The organism is Mesorhizobium sp. M0189 (genome assembly GCF_040322135.1).
GTDB lineage: Bacteria > Pseudomonadota > Alphaproteobacteria > Rhizobiales > Rhizobiaceae > Mesorhizobium.
On the sequence record NZ_JAMYSW010000016.1, the window covers coordinates 111824 to 130314 of the forward strand.

The 18491-nt window shown below is 63.7% G+C and carries 19 protein-coding genes; 15 read left to right on the forward strand and 4 right to left on the reverse strand.

Annotated elements, in window-relative coordinates; genetic code table 11:
* Positions 1–56 precede the first annotated feature (56 nt).
* On the forward strand, positions 57–1073 hold the full coding sequence (locus NKJ09_RS25175) for a zinc-binding alcohol dehydrogenase family protein (RefSeq protein ID WP_352764016.1): 1017 nt from the start codon (positions 57–59) through the stop codon (positions 1071–1073).
* Positions 1074–1091: 18 nt separating this feature from the next.
* On the opposite strand, the gene phnF is transcribed toward NKJ09_RS25175, so the two are convergent.
* On the reverse strand, positions 1092–1835 hold the full coding sequence (gene phnF / locus NKJ09_RS25180; RefSeq protein ID WP_352483624.1) for a phosphonate metabolism transcriptional regulator PhnF: 744 nt from the start codon (positions 1833–1835) through the stop codon (positions 1092–1094).
* 134 nt (positions 1836–1969) lie between these two features.
* Between phnF and phnG the strand changes: the two genes are divergently transcribed.
* The 11 genes from phnG (at position 1970) to phnE (NKJ09_RS25235) (ending at position 11815) form a co-directional block, all read left to right on the forward strand.
* Complete coding sequence (gene phnG / locus NKJ09_RS25185; RefSeq protein WP_352495513.1) at positions 1970–2431, forward strand: phosphonate C-P lyase system protein PhnG; 462 nt, start codon at positions 1970–1972, stop codon at positions 2429–2431.
* Positions 2431–3042 carry a phosphonate C-P lyase system protein PhnH gene (gene phnH / locus NKJ09_RS25190; RefSeq protein WP_352495514.1) on the forward strand — a complete coding sequence of 204 codons (612 nt, stop codon included), beginning with the start codon at positions 2431–2433 and terminating at the stop codon, positions 3040–3042. The genes phnG and phnH overlap by 1 nt, the downstream gene beginning before the upstream one ends.
* A 1-nt stretch (position 3043) precedes the next feature.
* Positions 3044–4156 (forward strand): carbon-phosphorus lyase complex subunit, encoded by a 1113-nt coding sequence (locus NKJ09_RS25195; RefSeq protein ID WP_352495515.1) that lies wholly within the window; start codon positions 3044–3046, stop codon positions 4154–4156.
* Complete coding sequence (locus NKJ09_RS25200; RefSeq protein WP_352764021.1) at positions 4153–5064, forward strand: alpha-D-ribose 1-methylphosphonate 5-phosphate C-P-lyase PhnJ; 912 nt, start codon at positions 4153–4155, stop codon at positions 5062–5064. Before NKJ09_RS25195 ends, NKJ09_RS25200 begins: the two co-directional genes overlap by 4 nt.
* Positions 5061–5837 (forward strand): phosphonate C-P lyase system protein PhnK, encoded by a 777-nt coding sequence (gene phnK / locus NKJ09_RS25205; protein ID WP_352495516.1) that lies wholly within the window; start codon positions 5061–5063, stop codon positions 5835–5837. Before NKJ09_RS25200 ends, phnK begins: the two co-directional genes overlap by 4 nt.
* Positions 5838–6048: 211 nt before the next feature.
* Entirely contained in the window at positions 6049–6756 is a 708-nt protein-coding gene (gene phnL, locus NKJ09_RS25210) for a phosphonate C-P lyase system protein PhnL (RefSeq protein ID WP_023721973.1), read from the forward strand.
* A complete protein-coding gene (locus NKJ09_RS25215; protein WP_352483629.1) occupies positions 6753–7370 on the forward strand; it encodes a DapH/DapD/GlmU-related protein in 618 nt (205 codons plus the stop codon). Before phnL ends, NKJ09_RS25215 begins: the two co-directional genes overlap by 4 nt.
* Before the next feature lie 221 nt (positions 7371–7591).
* On the forward strand, positions 7592–8440 hold the full coding sequence (gene phnC, locus NKJ09_RS25220) for a phosphonate ABC transporter ATP-binding protein (protein WP_023721975.1): 849 nt from the start codon (positions 7592–7594) through the stop codon (positions 8438–8440).
* 87 nt (positions 8441–8527) lie between these two features.
* Positions 8528–9436 (forward strand): phosphonate ABC transporter substrate-binding protein, encoded by a 909-nt coding sequence (gene phnD, locus NKJ09_RS25225; protein WP_023721976.1) that lies wholly within the window; start codon positions 8528–8530, stop codon positions 9434–9436.
* 52 nt (positions 9437–9488) lie between these two features.
* On the forward strand, positions 9489–10445 hold the full coding sequence (phnE, locus tag NKJ09_RS25230) for a phosphonate ABC transporter, permease protein PhnE (RefSeq protein WP_031194926.1): 957 nt from the start codon (positions 9489–9491) through the stop codon (positions 10443–10445).
* Positions 10446–10447: 2 nt separating this feature from the next.
* Positions 10448–11815 (forward strand): phosphonate ABC transporter, permease protein PhnE, encoded by a 1368-nt coding sequence (gene phnE, locus NKJ09_RS25235; protein WP_352495517.1) that lies wholly within the window; start codon positions 10448–10450, stop codon positions 11813–11815.
* A gap of 23 nt (positions 11816–11838) precedes the next feature.
* Here the strand turns inward: phnE (NKJ09_RS25235) and NKJ09_RS25240 are convergent, their stop codons facing one another.
* The 3 genes from NKJ09_RS25240 to NKJ09_RS25250 all read right to left on the reverse strand — a co-directional run bounded on the left by NKJ09_RS25240 (position 11839) and on the right by NKJ09_RS25250 (position 15264).
* A complete protein-coding gene (locus NKJ09_RS25240) occupies positions 11839–12690 on the reverse strand; it encodes a sugar phosphate isomerase/epimerase family protein (protein WP_352495518.1) in 852 nt (283 codons plus the stop codon).
* Between the two features lie 177 nt (positions 12691–12867).
* Positions 12868–14055, reverse strand: coding sequence for a Gfo/Idh/MocA family protein (locus NKJ09_RS25245; protein WP_352495519.1), 1188 nt, complete (start codon positions 14053–14055; stop codon positions 12868–12870).
* Positions 14056–14208: 153 nt separating this feature from the next.
* The gene (locus NKJ09_RS25250) at positions 14209–15264 is read right to left on the reverse strand and encodes a sugar phosphate isomerase/epimerase family protein (protein ID WP_031194931.1); all 1056 of its coding nucleotides are present in this window, start codon (positions 15262–15264) and stop codon (positions 14209–14211) included.
* Between the two features lie 395 nt (positions 15265–15659).
* Here NKJ09_RS25250 and NKJ09_RS25255 point away from each other — a divergent pair, with 395 nt between their 5' ends.
* The 3 genes from NKJ09_RS25255 to NKJ09_RS25265 are packed head-to-tail and all read left to right on the forward strand — an operon-like array spanning position 15660 to position 18490.
* Positions 15660–16547 carry a sugar phosphate isomerase/epimerase family protein gene (locus NKJ09_RS25255; protein ID WP_352495520.1) on the forward strand — a complete coding sequence of 296 codons (888 nt, stop codon included), beginning with the start codon at positions 15660–15662 and terminating at the stop codon, positions 16545–16547.
* A gap of 55 nt (positions 16548–16602) precedes the next feature.
* Positions 16603–17772: a mandelate racemase/muconate lactonizing enzyme family protein gene (locus NKJ09_RS25260; RefSeq protein WP_352495521.1), complete on the forward strand. Its 1170-nt coding sequence runs from the start codon at positions 16603–16605 to the stop codon at positions 17770–17772.
* A gap of 1 nt (position 17773) precedes the next feature.
* Complete coding sequence (locus NKJ09_RS25265) at positions 17774–18490, forward strand: FadR/GntR family transcriptional regulator (RefSeq protein ID WP_352483633.1); 717 nt, start codon at positions 17774–17776, stop codon at positions 18488–18490.
* Position 18491 lies beyond the last annotated feature (1 nt).

The following is an 18491-nucleotide window of genomic DNA, read 5'->3' on the forward strand; positions in this document are numbered from 1 at the left end:
GCCGCCGGCCTCGCAACAGCAGAGCCGGCGGTGCCATGAACCGACTGGATTGAAGCATGAAAGCCGTCGTCTGCCGCTCGCCCGGCGAACTTGTCCTGGAAGATCGCCCGGCGCCTGGCGCGCCGCCCTCGGGCTGGGCGCTGGTCGCGGTCAACCATGTCGGCATCTGCGGCACCGATTATCACATTTTCGACGGCAAGCACCCGTTCCTCGCCTATCCCCGCATCATGGGCCACGAGGTTTCGGGCACCGTGATCGAGGTTGGCGAGGGCGTCGATCTCACCGTCGGCGAGCCGGTGATCGTCAATCCCTATCTCGCCTGCGGCAAATGCATCGCCTGCCGGCAAGGCAAGCCGAATTGCTGCGTCAGGATCGAGGTGCTCGGTGTCCATCGCGACGGCGCCATGTGCGAGCAGATCCTGGTGCCGGCGCAAAATCTTTATCCGGCAAACGGCCTGTCGCTGGGCGATGCGGCAGCCGTCGAATTCCTAGCGATTGGCGCCCATGCCGTGCGGCGCTCGCTGGCTGATCCAGGTGCGCGCACGCTGGTCATCGGCGCCGGCCCGATCGGGCTCGGCACGGCGCTGTTCGCCCGCATCGCCGGGCTCGACGTGACGCTGCTCGACATGAGTGCCGAGAGGCTGGGTTTCGCCGAAAGCGAACTCGGCTTCGCGACCCTCAACGGCTCGCAGGGCGCCGCCGCTGATCTGGTGCGGCAGGCGACCGACGGCGATGGTTTTGACGCGGTCTTCGACGCCACCGGCAACACCCAGTCGGTGCAGTCGGCCTTCGCCCATGTCGCGCATGGCGGCACGCTGGTGCTGGTCAGCGTCGTCAAGGACGACATCGCCTTTTCCGATCCCGAATTCCACAAGCGCGAGATGATTCTGATCGGCAGCCGCAACGCTCTGCGCGCCGATTTCGACCATGTCGCCGCTTCAATCCGCAACGGTGCGGTGCCGCTGGCAAAGCTAGTCACCCACCGCACCACGCTTGGCGAGACGCCGCGCGACCTCGCCCGCTGGGCACATGAGAAATCCGGGCTGATCAAGGCGGTCATCCAGGTCGGATGACACAACGATAGCCGCGTCTCAAAGCGCCGACAGTTTGAGTTCGATGCGCTCGGCCGGGAAGCGCGACTCCGAAAACTGGATCGGCTGACCGTCGGGCGTGACGTTGACGGCGACCGTCACCAGCACGATGGCGCCGGGCTGCAGGTCGAGGTCGGCAAGGTCGGCGGCATCGGCATGGCGCGCCGACAGCACGGTCGATTGCCGGAGATAGTCGTCGATGCCGAAACGTGCCAGCGATGCCGTGATCGAACCGGTTTCTGCCATGGCAGCATCGATGCCGGCAAAGCGCCTGGCATCGAACCAGCCGGCAGCGCGGGACACCGGCATTCCATCGGCTTCGCCCCGCGTTTCCAGGCGTATCACGTCGGCCCCCTGCGCAAGGCCTAAGCCCTCTGCGACACGACGGTTGGCCGGCTCGACCGATGAGGCGAGCAAGGTGATATGCCGCTCGGACGCCTGTCCTTGCAATCCCTCGGAAAAGCGGGTGCGGGCGCCGATCGGATAGGACAGCCGCTTTCGCGACAGCACGAAGGTGCCACGCCCTTGCTCCGCCTTGAGCACACCCTCCTGCACCAGGGCTGCGATAGCGCTGCGCACCGTATGGCGGTTGACGCCATAGCGTTCGGCAAGTGCCACCTCCGGCGGCAGCGCGGCATTCTCGGGAAAATCGCCAACGGCGATCGAGTGCAGGATCTGGTCGGCGATCTGCCGCCATAGCGCGACACCGCTGCGCCGCTCGATGCTGTTTGCTTGCCCGATCATTTCCCGCCCCAATCTTTGCGCCGACCTTTTGGCCCGTGTCACGTACACGTCATAGACACGCGCTAGATAATAGATATAATTTGTATAGTTGTCTATATCAATCGACAAATGCACGCAGACGAGGAGTAGCGGCCATGCGAGGACGGGAAGCGCGAGAGCAGGCCGAGCGCAAGGCCGTAATGGCGACGCTGGCGCAATCGGCCGGGGACGACATTGTCCGCCTCTGGGACGAAGCCGGCCTGCCTTGTGAAGCGGAACTTCTGCGTGGCCCCGAAACCGGCCTGGTTACCGTGCGCGGCCGCATCGGCGGCAGCGGCGCGCCGTTCAATGTCGGCGAGGCGACGGTCACCCGTGCCACGGTGCGGCTTGCGTCCGGCCATGTCGGCCACTGCTATGCGCTCGGCCGCGACAAGCAGAAGGCAAGGCTGGCAGCAATCGCCGATGCGCTGTGGCAGGACCCGGCCCACCGCAACGGGGTCGAGACCAGGCTCGTCGCGCCCTTGCAGGCGGCACTGGCCAAGGCCCGTGACCAGCGCCGCGCCGAGACGGCGGCGACCAAGGTCGATTTCTTCACAATGGTGCGCGGAGAAGACTGATGGACCTCGCCACTCAATCGATCGAAGGCGGCTTCGCCGATCCGGTATTCAACGCGCAGACCGTATTCCGCGCTGTGATGGACGCGATGGCGCGGCCGGGCAGCGTGCAGCCCTTGCCGGCCCTCGCCCACCCCCCCGTGCCGCTGTCGGCCACCGCCGGTGCCATTGCTCTGGCGCTGTGCGACAACGACACGCCGCTCTGGCTCGACCCGGCTTTGCAGGGGTCGGCGGCGGTGAAATCCTGGCTTGGCTTCCATACCGGCGCGCCGCTGGCCAACACCCCGGCCGACGCACATTTCGCGCTGATTGCCACGCCGGCCGAGATGATGGCGCTCGACGGGTTTTCGCAAGGCACCCAGGATTATCCCGATCGTTCGACGACGCTGATCCTTGAGGTCGGCGATCTCGTCTCCGGCGCTCCGCTGCTGCTCGAAGGCCCGGGCATCGAGAAGACGGCGACGATCGCGCCGGCGCAAATGCCGCGTCATTTCGTCGAGCAATGGAAGCAGAACAATCAGCGCTTTCCGCGGGGTGTCGACATCATCCTCGCCACGTCCGACGCAATTGCCTGCCTGCCGCGCACGACGCGCATTAAGACGATGGAGGCGTAGGATGTATGTCGCGGTAAAAGGCGGTGAAGCGGCCATCCGCAACGCCCACAAATTGCTCGCCGACCGCCGGCGCGGCGATCGCTCGGTGCCCGCACTTCGGCTCGACCAGATCGTCGAGCAGCTGGCGCTCGGCGTCGACCGGGTGATGAGCGAAGGTTCGCTCTACGACAGGGAATTGGCGGCACTCGCCATCGTCCAGGCGCGCGGCGACATGATCGAGGCGATCTTCCTGGTTCGCGCCTATCGCACGACGCTGCCGCGCTTCGGCTATACCAGGGCGATCGAAACCGGCTCGATGCTGGTCGAACGGCGCGTGTCGGCGACCTACAAGGACCTGCCCGGCGGGCAGTTGCTCGGCCCGACTTTCGACTACACCCACCGGCTGCTCGATCCCGAGCTTGCCGCCGGCGGCGAAGTCGCCAAACCGGAGCAGCGTGCAGGCGAAGCGGAGGCGATGCCGCGCGTCTCGGCCATCCTCGCTCGCGAAGGCCTGATCGAGCCCGACGGCGACATGCCCGGGGATCATGTCCCCGGCGACATCACCCGCGAGCCGCTCGAATTCCCGATGGCGCGTGATATCCGCCTGCAGGCGCTGTCGCGCGGTGACGAGGGGTTTCTGCTGGCGCTCGGCTATTCCACCCAGCGCGGCTATGCGCGCAACCATCCTTTCGTCGGCGAGGTTCGTATCGGCGAGGTCGAACTGGAACTGGACGTGCCGGAACTGCCCTTTGCCGTGCCGCTCGGCAGCATCCGCGTCACCGAATGCCAGATGGTCAACCAGTTCAAGGGCTCGGCCAAGGCGCCGCCGCAATTCACCCGCGGGTACGGCCTCGTCTTCGGCCAGAGCGAGCGCAAGGCGATGGCCATGGCGCTATGCGACCGCGCTCTTCGTGCAACCGAATTCGGCGAAGATGTCGTCGCCGCCGCGCAAGACGAAGAGTTCGTCATCTCGCATTCCGACAATGTCCAGGCGACCGGCTTCGTCGAGCATTTGAAGCTGCCACACTATGTTGATTTTCAGGCCGAGCTCGACCTCGTGCGCCGCATGCGCGCCGCGCACGACGCCCGCGAAAACGCCGGCAAGGCCGACGAGAAAAGGCAGGCCGCGGAATGACCGGACAACCGACCGACATCGCCACCTACAACTTCGCCTATCTCGACGAGCAGACCAAGCGGATGATCCGCCGCGCCATCCTCAAGGGCATCGCCATCCCCGGCTATCAGGTGCCGTTCGCCTCGCGCGAGATGCCGATGCCCTATGGCTGGGGCACCGGCGGCGTCCAGGTCACGGCGTCGATCATCGGACCGGACGATGTTCTCAAGGTCATCGACCAGGGCGCCGACGACACCACCAATGCCGTCTCGATCCGCGCCTTCTTCAAGAAGGTCGCCAATGTCGCGGTCACCACCGAGACGGCCAAGGCGACCATCATCCAGACCCGCCATCGCATCCCTGAACATCCGCTGAGTGCCGGTCAGGTGCTGGTCTATCAGGTGCCGATCCCCGAGCCGCTGCGCTTCCTCGAGCCGCGCGAAACGGAGACGCGCAAAATGCATGCGCTTGAGGAATACGGCCTCATGCATGTGAAGCTCTACGAGGACATCGCCAGGCACGGCCGCATCGCCACCACCTATGCCTACCCGGTCAAGGTCGAAGGCCGCTATGTGATGGATCCGTCGCCGACGCCGAAATTCGACAATCCCAAGATGCACCGTTCGCCGGCTCTGCAGTTGTTCGGCGCCGGCCGCGAAAAACGCATCTATGCGCTGCCGCCCTTTACCGACGTGGTCAGCCTCGACTTCGAGGATCATCCCTTCGAAGTGCAGACCTTCGACCAGCCCTGCGCGCTGTGCGCGGCCGAGAACGTCTATCTCGACGAGGTCATCCTCGACGACCATGGCGGCCACATGTTCGTCTGCTCCGACACCGATTATTGCGAGAAGCGGCGCGCCGAAGGCCACCGCGGCCATCTCGCGCCCGAGACCCATCTTGCCCCAGGAAAAATGGAGCCGGCTGAATGACCGACGAACCGCTGCTGCGCGTTTCGGCGCTGTCCAAATTCTACGGCTCGCGCGTCGGCTGCGAGAACGTCACCTTTGATCTGTGGCCGGGCGAAGTGCTGGCGGTGGTCGGCGAATCCGGTTCCGGCAAGACGACTTTGCTCAACTGCCTGTCGACTCGGCTGCTGCCCTCTTCCGGCACCGCCAGCTACCGCATGCGCGACGGCCAGTTCCGTGAGCTTTACCGCATGAGCGAGGCCGAGCGCCGCTTCCTGATGCGCACCGACTGGGGCTTTGTCCATCAGAACCCCGCCGACGGGCTGCGCATGACGGTGTCGGCCGGCGCCAATGTCGGCGAACGGCTGATGGCGGTCGGCGACCGCCACTATGGCAGGATCCGCGCGACGGCGGTCGACTGGCTGTCGCGCGTCGAGATCGACGAGGACCGCATCGACGACGAGCCGCGCGCCTTCTCCGGCGGCATGCGCCAGCGCCTGCAGATCGCCCGCAACCTGGTCACAGGGCCGCGGCTGGTGTTCATGGACGAGCCGACCGGTGGCCTCGACGTTTCGGTACAGGCACGCCTGCTCGATCTGCTGTGGGGGCTGGTCACCGATCTCGGCCTGGCGGCCATCGTCGTCACCCACGATCTCGCCGTGGCGCGGCTGTTGTCGCAGCGCATGATGGTGATGAAGGACGGCCGTGTTGTCGAAAGCGGCCTCACCGACCGCGTCCTCGACGATCCGCGCGCGCCCTACACCCAGTTGCTTGTCTCCTCGATTCTGCAGGTGTGACGATGATTGCTCCGGCGTACCCCCCTCTGGCCTGCCGACCATCTCCCCCTCAAGGGGGGAGATCGGCAGCTTTTATGTCCCGCCCGTTCTGCGACACAGGAGAATGGCGAAACCGAATGCGACAGCCAATCTCCCCCCCTGAGGGGGAGATGGCCGGCAGGCCAGAGGGGGGTGTTGGCCCGCAAACGACTGGCGAATGGAGCACCCTCTGATGGCAACCCCGCTCGTCGTCTCCGATGTCGCCAAGAGCTTCACCATGCATCTGCGCGACGGCATCAAACTGCCTGTCGTCGCCGGTGTCTCTTTCGCGATCAGGGCCGGCGAATGCTCCGTGCTCGGCGGCCCGTCCGGCGCCGGCAAGAGCTCGATCCTGAAAATGCTCTACGGCAATTATGCCGTCGACGCAGGCCAGATCATCGTCCAGCACGAGGACGGGCTCATCGATCTCGCCACGGCCAGCCCGCGCACCGTGCTAGCCGTGCGCCGGCTCACGATCGGCTATGTCAGCCAGTTCCTGCGCACCGTGCCGCGCGTCTCGGCGCTCGATGTCGTCGCCGAACCGCTGGTCGAGCGCGGCGAGGAGCGCGAAGCCGCGCGCGGCAAGGCACGCGACTTGCTGGCCCAATTGAACCTGCCGGAAAAACTCTGGGCGCTGCCGCCGGCGACGTTCTCCGGCGGCGAACAGCAGCGCGTCAACATCGCGCGCGGCTTCATCACCGAGCATCCGATCCTGCTGCTCGACGAGCCGACCGCTTCGCTTGATGCGAAGAACCGGGACGTGGTGATTTCCCTGATCGCTGCCAAGAAGGCGGCGGGCGTCGCTTTGCTCGGCATCTTCCACGATTACGACGTGCGCGAAGCCGTCGCCGATCGCATCATAGACGTGACCGCCTTCGCCGCTGGGAAAATCGCCGCATGACCAGGAAATTGTCGGAGGCCCCGCTGGTCCACGAGACGGCGGAGATCGAGAACTCGACGCTCGGCCGCTGGACCGAGATCGCCGACCGAAGCCGGGTTTCGGAAAGCATGATCGGCGACTATTCCTACATGATGCAGGACTGCAGCGTCTGGTGCGCGACAATCGGCAAATTCGCCAACATCGCCGCCAGCGTCCGCATCAATGCCACCAATCATCCGACCTGGCGGCCGACGCTGCACCATTTCACCTATCGCGCCTCCGACTATTGGGACGACGCCGAGCACGAGAGCGAATTCTTCGCTCAGCGCCGCGCCAAACGCGTCACCATCGGCCACGACACCTGGCTCGGCCATGGCTCGACCGTCCTGCCCGGCGTCACCGTTGGCGACGGTGCGGCGGTCGGTGCCGGCGCAGTGGTATCGAAGGACGTCGCTCCCTACACCATCGTCGGCGGCGTACCGGCCAAGCCGATCCGCGAGCGCTTCGACCGCCGCACCGCGGAGCGCTATCAGGCGCTCGCCTGGTGGGATTGGGATCATGCAAGGCTGCGCGCCGCGCTCGACGATTTCCGGGAGCTGTCGGCGGAGGCTTTTCTGGAGAAGTATGGTGGCTAAGGATCGTGAATGGTAATGGCGGGCAGCGAATAAATTTCGAGGCTCAGGAAAGCCTTTCTTATCACCATTCACCGTTCGAGCTTCTCGCGCCGAGTTGATCCCGCCCCGCTCCAGGCTGTGGGCGGTAACAAAACTGACATCAATCAGACACCGCAGGTTCACGTAGCTGCGCTAGCGAGGGTTAACAGACCTTCAATTGCGATTGGACTGGAGCCTGCACCATGTCAGCTACGCTCGAAATCCGCGGCGTCACCCGCCGGTTCGGCAAGAACACCGCCGTCAGCAATGTTCACATCTCGATCCCGCAAGGACAGATGGTCGGCGTCATCGGCCGCTCCGGCGCCGGCAAATCGACCCTTCTGCGCATGATCAACCGCCTCATCGATCCCAGCCAGGGATCCATCCTGTTCGACGGCGTCGAGGTTTCCGGGTTGCGCGGCTCGCCGCTCCGGCGTTGGCAACGCGACTGTGCCATGATCTTCCAGCAGTTCAATCTGGTGCCGCGCCTCGATGTGCTGACCAATGTGCTGCTCGGCCGGCTCAACCACCGCTCGACCCTGTCCAACCTGTTCGGCATGTTCTCCCGCAACGAATGCGCCGAGGCGGTTGCAGCCCTCGAGCGCCTGGACATCGCCCGCACCGCGCTGCAGCCCGCCGGCACGCTTTCCGGCGGCCAGCAGCAGCGCGTTGCGATCGCGCGTGCCATGATGCAGCAGCCGAAGGTGTTGCTCGCCGACGAGCCGATTGCCTCGCTCGATCCGCTCAACGCCAAAGTGGTGATGGATTCGCTGCAGGATATCAATTTGCGCGAGGGTATCACCGTCATCACCAATCTGCATACGCTGGATACGGCGCGCAACTATTGCAACCGCATCATCGGCATGGCCGCCGGCAAGGTCGTCTTCGACGGCCCGCCCGAAGACCTCAATCGCGAGGCGGTGCGCATGGTCTATGGCGCCGACAGCAATGGCGGCGAAATCTCCGAGGCCATCACCTCGACCAGTGTCGCCATCAAACAGAAAATCGCTGCATCCGCCGGACCGCTCGAGCCAGCGTTTCCTGGTTATTGAGAACGGCCTGATCGCCGCCCGCGTCAAAGGCACTCGTCAAAATTCGATCGCAACCGGCGCGAGGCCGGATCAAAGGAGAGAGACCCAATGTTCAGGAAGATGGTTTTTGGCGCGGTTTCATTGCTCGCCATCGCGGCCAGTGCCGCTCACGCCCAGGATATCAAGGAATTCCGCATCGGTATCCTTGGCGGTGAAAATGAAGCGGACCGGCTGCGCAATTTTCAGTGCCTCGCCGATCACCTGACGTCCGAATTCGGCTTCGAGAAGGTCTCGCTGTTCCCGGCCGCCGACTACGACGGCGTCATCCAGGGCCTGCTCGGCGGCACGCTCGATTTCGCCGAGCTTGGTGCGTCGGGCTATGCCAGCGTCTACCTCAAGGATCCGAACGCGGTGACCCCGATCCTCACCACCCAGCAGACCGACGGTGCGACCGGTTATTATTCGATAGGCCTGGCGCTGAAGTCGTCCGGCATCACCGACATCAAATCGGCCAAGGGCAAGAAGCTCGGTTATGCCGACCCGGATTCGACGTCGGGCTATCTGATCCCGCTGACCCAGATCCCGAAGGACACCGGCGCTTCGAACGAAACCTTCTTCGCCTCGACCCAGTTCAATGGCGGCCACGAGAACAACCTTCTCGCCGTCCGCGACGGCAAGGTCGACGTGGCGGTTGACGACTCCTCGGGCATCGGCGACTTCAAGAACGGTTACACGTCCGGCACCTTCCACAAGGAAGTCGCCAAGGGCGCCGTCGACCCCAACGACTTCGTCGAAGTCTGGCGCTCCGGCCTGATCCCGAATGGCCCGCTGGTCGTGCGCACCGCGCTCGGCGGCGATATGAGCGCCAAGCTCGCCAACTTCTTCACCAGCTTGCCGGCCAAGGACAAGCCTTGCTTCGAAGCCATCGAAGGCGGCGATTTCACTGGCTACGTTCCAGTGAAGCCGGACTTCTACAGCGTCATCGTCGAAGCCCGCAAAGCCGCGATCGGCGGGTGAATGCAATTGAAAAGGGCGGCCTTACCAGCGCCGCCCTTTTTGCATGCCGATCATGACCATCTCAGCCACGATCCGTTCAGACGCGACCCGGCGGACGGCCGACACCTGGCGACGCCAGACGTCCTTGCGCCGGTTCTACACCGCGCTCGGCATCGGCTTGCTGCTTGTTGCCATGTGCACAGCCATGTGGTTCGCCGACGAGGCCAATGCCGGACATTTCTTCGATCGGCTGCCGCACATACTGGATTTCCTTAGCTGGCTTGTTCCCAAGGACTGGAATGACGTCTGGCGCGCGCTGTTCGACATCGCATCGCCGCACGACAAAGGCAGCCAGGAGTTCAACTTCCCGCTTGGCCGCGTCTATCTCTGGCGCGGCTTTTATCTACCCGAATATTTCGAGCTGATGCTCACTACGCTCAACGTGGCGCTGGTTTCCACTTTCATCGGCTTCGTCTTTGCGGTGCCCTTCTCCTTCATCGCGGCGCGCAACTTGACGCCCAGTCCGGTGCTCAGGCTCGTCGTCAAGCGCTTCATGGAACTGCTTCGCGCCTTCCCGGAGATCGTCATTGCCGGCCTGTTCGCAGCCATCCTCTCGACCGGCCCGGTCGCAGCCATCATCGCCATCGGCCTGCATTCGATCGGCGCCCTCGGCAAGCTCTTCTACGAGATCAACGAAAACATCGACATGCGCGCCGAAGAAGGCCTGCGCGCCGTCGGCGCCAACTGGTTCGAGCGCATGCGCTTCGCTGCCCTGCCGCAGGTGCTGCCCAATTTCACGTCCTACACGCTGCTCAGGATCGAGATCAATGTCCGCATCTCGACCATCATCGGCGCGGTCGGGGGTGGTGGCATCGGCGAGGAGCTGAAGCTCTCCATCTCGCGCGGCTTCGGCGCCAAGACGCTGGCTCTGGTGCTGCTGTTGTTCACCACCATCTTCCTCGTCGATCAGTTCTCTGCCTGGCTTCGCCGCAAGCTCGTCGGCGAGCAGGCTTTCATGATGGGCGCCTGAGCATGGCCGCAATGACCGCCGATGAGATGCAGTCGATCGAGGAGCGCTTCCCCCATGTGTTCCGGCGGCCCCTGTACAAACGCTTCGGCCCGCTGGTCCTGTTCGCCGGCATCCTGCTCTACCTCGTCTACACCTTGTGGTTCTTCAGCCTGCCGCAAGTTCTGAGGGAATCCCACTGGGAGCGCCTGCCGCTCTTTCTGACGCAATGGATCAGCTACGATCTGCAGCCGGAATTCCGTCTCGATCAGCCTCAGATCACGCCCAAATACCCGCGTTTTTCCGCGCTGGGCGAAGATCCTCATCCCGACTGGGTTATCACCAATGCGAACGGCTCCTACACCATTCTGATCGACGGCCGGGCCAAATCGGTTACCTTCGACAAGACCGAGGCGATGCTGGTCGCCAATGGCCAGACGGTGCCGGTGTCCTTGGCCAGCGGCAAGCCGGTGATATCCGGCCTGGTGCCGGACTGGATCACCGCACACGACGACGAAATCGTCGCCAGGATGGGCTTTGCCGGCGAGGTCCGCATAACCGTCGATCGCGTCAAGGTCCGCAAGCGCTTCCTCGGCTGGGCGAATTTCGTCTTCGACACACGCTCGCCCTTCTTCGGCAAGTCGCCCGGCGAGGTGGTCTCGTTGCTGATGTCCGGACCCCAGCTCAAGCCGGGCACATCTAACATCACGCTGGCCGCCGACAATATCTGGTACAACGCCCAGTGGCAGCATGGCGATGTCTGGACGAAGCTGTTCCAGACCATCGTAATGGCATTTCTCGGCACCTTGCTCGGCGGCATCGTCGCCTTCCCGCTCGCCTTCTTTGCCGCCCGCAACATCACCCCGAGCGGCGTGATCAGTCAGGTGCTCAAGCGCTTCTTCGATTTCATGCGTTCGGTCGACATGCTGATCTGGGCGCTGTTCTTCACCCGCGCCTTCGGCCCGGGCCCGCTTGCCGGCAGCGCCGCGATCTTCTTCACCGAGATCGGCACGCTCGGCAAAGTCTATTCGGAAGGCCTCGAGAACATCGACGACAAGCCGCGCGAGGGCATCCAGTCGACCGGCGCCAACGGCTTGCTGGTGCAGCGCTATGGCGTGCTGCCGGAAGTGATTCCGGTCTTCATCAGCCAGACGCTCTACCAGTGGGAATCCAACACCAGGGGCGCAACGATCATCGGCGCTGTCGGTGCCGGCGGTATCGGCCTGAAGCTTTGGGAAGCGATGCGCACCAACTCCAACTGGGCCAATGTCTTCTACATGGTGCTCTTGGTCCTGCTCGTCGTTTTCATCTTCGACAACATTTCCAATTTCCTGCGCCGCCGCTTGAGCAGGACGATCCACGACTACAACAGGATCCAGGCCGGCCAGGGGTGACGGCCGCGTTGCGCCGGCGGCAGTTAGGCCGCCTTCTTCCAGCCGCTCCTGATGTGCCTGTAGCCGTCGCGGTAAACAGCTTCCGGGCCTTCGGAAAAGTCGCGCCACACCTTGGTGGCCGCGGCCAAATCCTTCAGCGAGCGGCCGAACGCCTCGATCGTCAGCCAATCGTCATAGTCGCTCTCGCGGATGGCGGAGAAAGTCTCCTTCCAGGGGATGTGACCGCGGCCCGGCACGCCGCGGTCGTTCTCCGAAATGTGGATATGGACGACGTTCTTGCGGTTGCGTGTATAGGCGCCGATCGGGTCGGCCTCTTCGATGTTGGCATGGAAGGTGTCGTACATCGCATTGATGTGCGGCCGGTCGATCGCGTCGATATGCTCCGACAAATCGTCCATCGTGTTGAGCAGATAGCATTCGAAGCGGTTGAGCGCCTCCAGCCCGATGGTGACGCTCTTGTTGCCGGCATGGTCGCCAATAGCGCGTTGCGAAGCGATCGAACGTTTTTTCTCGGCCGCCGTCGGCCCGCTGCCCGAGAAGGCCCCGAGCGTCGAATGCAACGGGCCGCTCAACGTGTCTGCGCCAAGCGCCTGCGCGCAGTCGATCGCCCATTTCATGTAGTCGATACCGGCCTTGCGCGTCGAGGCATCCGGCGAGATCAGGTTCATCGCCGGATCGCCCATGGCCGAGACGGCGGTGCGTTGCAGCCCGATTCGGTCGAGCAGATCACCGAGCTTCTTGTAGCCGTCCGGCGCGCCGGAGAAGACCGGTATTTCGACGCCGTCGAAGCCGGTCGTCTTGATGTCTCTCAACAGCGGCTCGTGTTTTTTCGACACGGCCGTCGTCCACAACAGCATGCACATGCCGATCTTCATCGACGCCCCTCCCTTCATTCGCTCGATCGCGCCCGAGGAGTGGTAGATTCAGGTCAGGCCGAGCCGAAAATGGTAGGTTCCGAGAACCGGAGCGGAGCGTACTTTTGGTACGTGAGCACCGGAAGCGCAGGAAAACTGCCATTTGCAGGCCGGCCTCACCTGAATATCACCACCCCTTCAAAGCTTCGTCCACGCCCCATTCTTCTTAGACGACTTCACGCAGGCTTCGATGAAGGCCATGCCTTCGACGCCGTCTTGCACGGTTGGGAAGACGACATCCTTAGCCGGCTTGCCGCCCGTCCGGCGCGCCGCACGAATAGCCCGCGCGGCTTCCTGGTAGATGTTGGCGAAACCTTCGAGATAGCCTTCCGGATGCCCTGGCGGGACGCGGCTGACGCGCCCCGCGACGGGGAGCGCGCCGGCGCCATTTCGGGTAATCAACTGCTTCGGCTCGCCGAACGGCGTGTACCAGAGATAGTTCGGGTCGGCCTGCACCCATTCGAGCCCGCCCTTCGAGCCGTAGATACGCAATTTCAGCCCGTTCTCGTGGCCGGGCGCCACCTGGCTGGCCCAGACCATGCCCTTGGCCGGGTGCGACCCGCCGACCGGCTTGAAGCGCAGCAGCACATTGATGTTGTCGTCGAGCAGCCTCCCCGGCACGAAGGCATCGAGATCGGCCGACAACGAATCGAGCTCCAGCCCGGAGACGAAACGGGCAAGGTTATAGGCATGGGTGCCGATATCACCCAGCGCACCGCCCGCACCCGCCTGCTTGGGGTCTGAGCGCCACGCAGCCTGCTTCTGGCCGGTGGCGGCCAGGTCCTCGGTCAGCCAGTCCTGCGGATATTCCAACTGCACGATGCGGATATCGCCGAGCTGCCCCTTGGCCACCATCTCGCGTGCCTGCCGCACCATCGGATAGGCGGTGTAGTTATGCGTCAGCACGAACACTTTGCCGGTCTTTTCGACCAGCGCCGCCAGCTTCTTTGCCTCGGCCAGCGTCGTCGCCAGCGGCTTGTCGCAGATGACGTGGATGCCGGCCTCGAGAAAAGCCTTGGCAGCCGGCACGTGCACATTGTTCGGCGTGACGATGGCGACCACCTCGATGCCGTCCGGCCGCTTGGCCTCCGCCTTGGCCATCTCGGCATAGGAGCCGTAGCTGCGTGCCGGATCGAGCCCAAGCTCGGCCGCCGAGGCCTTGGCGCGCTCCGGATTCGATGACAGCGCGCCGGCGACCAGCACGAACTCGTTGTCCATGCGCGCCGCGATGCGGTGCACCGCGCCGATAAAGGCGCCTTGTCCGCCGCCAACCATGCCGTAGCGGATCGGACCGCCCCCGGTTTCCGCCTTCGATGCGCCGACCATGATTTTCTCCCTCGTTGTCTGAGATACCCCTCCCCTTGAGGGAGGGTGGCCCGAAGGGCCGGGAGGGTCGGTCAATGCCGAGCTCAACCCAGCGACCCCACCCCGATCCGCTGCGCGGATCGACCCTCCCCTCAAGGGGGAGGGAAAGCTGTGTTAGATCCCCATCATCCCGCGCAGCACCTTTTTGTCGGTCGTGCCGCCGGCGAAATCGTCGAATGCCTTTTCCGTAACCCTGATGATATGATGCTGGATGAAGGGAGCGCCCTCGGCAGCACCATCCTCCGGGTGCTTCAGGCAGCATTCCCATTCCAGCACCGCCCATGAATCATAGTTGTATTGGGTAAGCTTGGAGAAGATGCCGCCGAAATCCACCTGTCCGTCGCCGAGCGAGCGGAACCGCCCGGCACGGTTGGTCCAGCTCTGGTAGCCCGAATAGACGCCTTGCCGCCCGGTCGGATTGAACTCGGCATCCTTGACGTGGAACGCCTTGATCCGCTCGTGGTAGATGTCGATGAATTCGAGATAATCGAGCTGCTGCAGCAGGAAGTGCGACGGGTCGTAGTTGATGTTGCAGCGCTTGTGGCCGCCGACCGCATCGAGGAACATCTCGAATGTCGCGCCGTCGAACACGTCCTCGCCCGGATGGATTTCGTAGCCGACATCGACGCCGTTCTCGTCATAGACGTCGAGGATCGGCTTCCAGCGCTTGCCGAGTTCGGCAAATGCTTCCTCGATCAATCCCGCCGGCCGCTGCGGCCACGGGTAGAGGTAAGGGAAGGCCAACGCCCCGCAAAACGACACCGACGCCTTGAGCCCGAGATTCTTCGACGCCTTGGCGCCGAACTTCATCTGCTCGACCGCCCATTGCTGCCTGGCTTTTGGATTGTTGTGCACCGCAGGTGGAGCGAAGCCGTCGAATTGTGCGTCGTAGGCCGGATGCACCGCCACCAGCTGACCCTGCAGATGCGTCGACAGTTCAGTGATCTCGACGCCGGCATCGGCGCAGATGCCCTTCACCTCGTCGCAATAGGCCTTCGACGACGCTGCCTTCTCGAGATCGAACAGCCGGGCGTCCCATGTCGGGATCTGCACGCCCTTGTAGCCCAGACCGGCCGCCCATTTGGTGATCGAGGCCAGCGAGTTGAACGGAGCGGCGTCGCCCGCAAACTGCGCCAGGAACAGACCAGGCCCCTTCATCGTCGTCGGCATCGGCATCTCCCTATGTTTCGCGACCAAGCATAGCGCCGATTGAAAACAGGGCCAGCCTCTTTGGTCTCTTTGCACAGCGCGCTCGGCGCCGCTATTCTGGTATTACCAAATGCCGAAATCTGGTCAAGCCATTTGACGCGCGGCCGCAGTCCTGCAACCATGCCGAGCTGCCCAACATAATTCAACGTAATCAATGCTGTAAGCAAGAGACGGCGCTTGATGGTAGCACTTCTTGCCGTCCAGATGAAATTACTGTAGACCTCCCATTAAGCCCAATTGGTCGAACCAGTTTGCCAAAAAAATGCTGGGAGGCCTTTGGGGAGGAATCATGCAGCGCACTTCGGCAGAGTGCGTCGCAGGCGAACTGGTACAGGCGATTCTGGGAAGGATAGACCATGCATCTTTCGACGCACAATTGGATGCGGGCGGAGCCGCTGGAAACGACGCTCAAGCGCATCAAGAAATTCGGCTATGAGTCGATCGAGATTTCCGGCGAACCCGAACAGTACAAGACCAAGGAAACACGCGCGCTGCTGAACGAGTACGGCATCCGTTGCTGGGGAGCGGTGACGCTGATGCTGGGCGAGCGCAATCTCGCCGCCAAGGACCAGAGCCAGCGCGAGCGCTCGGTGCAATATGTCAAGGACGTGCTGACCATGGTCAGCGAGCTCGACGGCGAGATCATCACGCTGGTTCCCGCCACCGTCGGCAAGGTCGTGCCGGACGGCACCGAGGAAGAGGAATGGAAATGGGTGGTCGACGCCACCCGGGAATGCTTCACCCACGCCAAGAAGGTCGGCGTCAAGATCGCGGTCGAGCCGCTCAACCGCTTCGAAACCTACCTGTTCAACCGCGGCGCCCAGGCACTGGCCCTTGCCGATGCGGTCAGCCCCGAATGCGGCGTCTGCCTCGACGCCTACCACATCCACATGGAAGAATTTAACGTCTATGACGCCATCCGGCAGGTCGGCAAGCGCCTGTACGACTTCCATGTCGCCGACAACAACCGCTTCGCTGCCGGCCTCGGGCAGATCGACTGGCCGAAGATTGTCGGCACGCTGAAGGAGATCGGCTATGACGGCGCGCTGACCAATGAATTCGTCGCCCCAGTCGACCGCACGCCGGCAGCCCCCTATCCCGACATGGTCGAACGCAATCCGGTCGACATCTCGCCAGAGCAGCTGAAATTCATTCAGGACCACGGCTCCAGCGTGCTCACGGAAAAATTCTACACTGACCAGATGCGCATCAATGCGGAAACGCTGCTGCCGCTGATCAAGTAGCCAAGCCGTTTGGAAAGAGCCCTTCCGCCTCACCGCGGCCGGGCCGAGGATGAACATGCGCATCAAGACGGTCCAAGCCTGGTGGGTTCGCATACCGATCGAAGCCGCGAAGCAGCACCGCAGCGACTTCGGTCAGGTGGCGACGTTCGACGCCGCCATCCTGCGCATCGAAACCGACGACGGGCTTGTCGGCTGGGGCGAAGGCAAGAACGCCGCCGGCAGCGCCGGCAGCTACGGCGCCCTTGTCCATTTGCTGAACCATGAGGTCGGGCCGCAGCTGGTCGGCCTCGACCCGGCCGACATCGGCGTCATCTGGGAGATGCTCTACAATGGCGCGCGTCACGACAGCGCCGCCCGCGCCGGCCACGCCATGCCGCAATTGGCGCGACGCGGCATGAGCATCGCCGCTATCAGCGCCGTCGACATCGCATTGTGGGACATTCTCGGCAAATCACTCGGCGTTCCGGTCTGGCGACTGCTCGGCGGCCGCAAGCTGGACCGCATGCCGGCCTATGCTTCCGGCGGCTGGGCCACTGCGGAAGCCATCGGCGATCAGCTGCAATCCTACGTCGCCAAGGGCGGCTTCAAGGCGCTGAAGATGCGCGTCGGCGCCATGGACGGCGCCCCGCACGTCTCCGCCGCCCGCGTCCGCGCTGCAAGACAGGCGCTCGGTCCCGACATCGACCTGATGGTCGACGCGCACGGCACCTACACGGTGGCCGAAGCCAAGCGCTTCATCCATCTCGCCGGCGACCTCGATCTCGCCTGGTTCGAGGAGCCGGTGATCGCCGACGACAAGCGCGGCATGGCTGAGGTGCGCGCCTGCGGCTCGATCCCGATTGCCACCGGCGAGAGTGAGGCGACGCGCTACGCCTTCCGCGATCTCGCCGTACTCAAATCCGCCGATATCTTCCAGCCGGATCCGGCCTTTTGCGGCGGCATCAGCGAGGCGATGAAGATCGGAACCATCGCCAGCGCCTTCAATCTGCGCTTTGCGCCGCACCTTTGGGCGGGCGCGCCCTGCTTTTTTGCCGGGCTGCATGTTTGCGCCGCTTCGCCGGCGAGCTTCACCGTCGAATATTCACTCGGGGCCAACCCGATGATCCACGATCTGATCGAAGAGACTGTCGAAGCAAAGGACGGTATGGTAGCGATCCCTGATAGACCCGGGCTGGGATTCACTATTTCGGAGCGGTTCCTGGAGGCGCACGCGCAACACGGCTGACATGAAAGAAAAGAACCTTCTCGCGGAACTCGCCGCCTACCTGTTCTCCCATTCGGACAAGGAGACGGGCCGCACGCCGTCGGAGCGCGAACTGGCAGAGCATTTCAGCGTCAGCCGCGGTCAGATCCGCGAGGCGCTGGCCATTCTCGAGGCCATGCGCATCGTCGAACGACGGGCGAAGTCCGGCATCTACATCGATACAAAGCAGGCGAGCGTCGAGGCTATGGCGCTGTTCGCCCGCGCCGGCCTGCCGCTCGATCCTGTCCAGATCTACGAGACGGTCGAGTTGCGGAAGATCCACGAGATCAAGGCCGCCGAACTTGCCTGTTCCCGCGCCACCGAGGAGAATTTCGAGCGGCTGCGCGAGATCCTGAAGGCCTCAGAGGATCGCATAGCGGCCGGCGAAGGCCTTGCCAGGGAAGACCGCGAGTTCCACCTCGAGATCGTGCGGGCGACCAAGAACAGTGTGTTCCACAATGTCTGCAGCGTCTACTACATGATGGGCGAGATGCGCCTGCCGATCTATTTCAACGATCCCGAACGCAGCGTGCGCTCGCATGCCGAGCACATCCAGATCTACGAGGCGCTGCTGCGCCGCGACGGCAACCTCGCCCAGGCGCTGATGAGCGCTCATCTGCAAGGCGCCGAAAGCTATTGGAAGGGGCTGATCGAGGGGCGTGAGGCGGAACCGCAAAGCCCAGCGCTCGAAAAGGCCTGAA

Excerpts from the sequence above, each read along its gene's own strand:
- phnG (WP_352495513.1), top strand. The coding sequence starts at position 1,970 with ATGCGAGGACGGGAAGCGCGAGAGCAGGCCGAGCGCAAGGCCGTAATG.
- phnF (WP_352483624.1), bottom strand. The coding sequence starts at position 1,835 with ATGATCGGGCAAGCAAACAGCATCGAGCGGCGCAGCGGTGTCGCGCTA.
- NKJ09_RS25200 (WP_352764021.1), top strand. The coding sequence starts at position 4,153 with ATGACCGGACAACCGACCGACATCGCCACCTACAACTTCGCCTATCTC.
- NKJ09_RS25265 (WP_352483633.1), top strand. The coding sequence starts at position 17,774 with ATGAAAGAAAAGAACCTTCTCGCGGAACTCGCCGCCTACCTGTTCTCC.
- phnC (WP_023721975.1), top strand. The coding sequence starts at position 7,592 with ATGTCAGCTACGCTCGAAATCCGCGGCGTCACCCGCCGGTTCGGCAAG.
- NKJ09_RS25250 (WP_031194931.1), bottom strand. The coding sequence starts at position 15,264 with ATGCCGACGACGATGAAGGGGCCTGGTCTGTTCCTGGCGCAGTTTGCG.
- phnE (WP_031194926.1), top strand. The coding sequence starts at position 9,489 with ATGACCATCTCAGCCACGATCCGTTCAGACGCGACCCGGCGGACGGCC.
- phnK (WP_352495516.1), top strand. The coding sequence starts at position 5,061 with ATGACCGACGAACCGCTGCTGCGCGTTTCGGCGCTGTCCAAATTCTAC.
- phnD (WP_023721976.1), top strand. The coding sequence starts at position 8,528 with ATGTTCAGGAAGATGGTTTTTGGCGCGGTTTCATTGCTCGCCATCGCG.
- phnL (WP_023721973.1), top strand. The coding sequence starts at position 6,049 with ATGGCAACCCCGCTCGTCGTCTCCGATGTCGCCAAGAGCTTCACCATG.
- NKJ09_RS25255 (WP_352495520.1), top strand. The coding sequence starts at position 15,660 with ATGCATCTTTCGACGCACAATTGGATGCGGGCGGAGCCGCTGGAAACG.
- NKJ09_RS25175 (WP_352764016.1), top strand. The coding sequence starts at position 57 with ATGAAAGCCGTCGTCTGCCGCTCGCCCGGCGAACTTGTCCTGGAAGAT.
- NKJ09_RS25245 (WP_352495519.1), bottom strand. The coding sequence starts at position 14,055 with ATGGTCGGCGCATCGAAGGCGGAAACCGGGGGCGGTCCGATCCGCTAC.
- NKJ09_RS25260 (WP_352495521.1), top strand. The coding sequence starts at position 16,603 with ATGCGCATCAAGACGGTCCAAGCCTGGTGGGTTCGCATACCGATCGAA.
- phnE (WP_352495517.1), top strand. The coding sequence starts at position 10,448 with ATGGCCGCAATGACCGCCGATGAGATGCAGTCGATCGAGGAGCGCTTC.
- phnH (WP_352495514.1), top strand. The coding sequence starts at position 2,431 with ATGGACCTCGCCACTCAATCGATCGAAGGCGGCTTCGCCGATCCGGTA.
- NKJ09_RS25195 (WP_352495515.1), top strand. The coding sequence starts at position 3,044 with ATGTATGTCGCGGTAAAAGGCGGTGAAGCGGCCATCCGCAACGCCCAC.
- NKJ09_RS25215 (WP_352483629.1), top strand. The coding sequence starts at position 6,753 with ATGACCAGGAAATTGTCGGAGGCCCCGCTGGTCCACGAGACGGCGGAG.
- NKJ09_RS25240 (WP_352495518.1), bottom strand. The coding sequence starts at position 12,690 with ATGAAGATCGGCATGTGCATGCTGTTGTGGACGACGGCCGTGTCGAAA.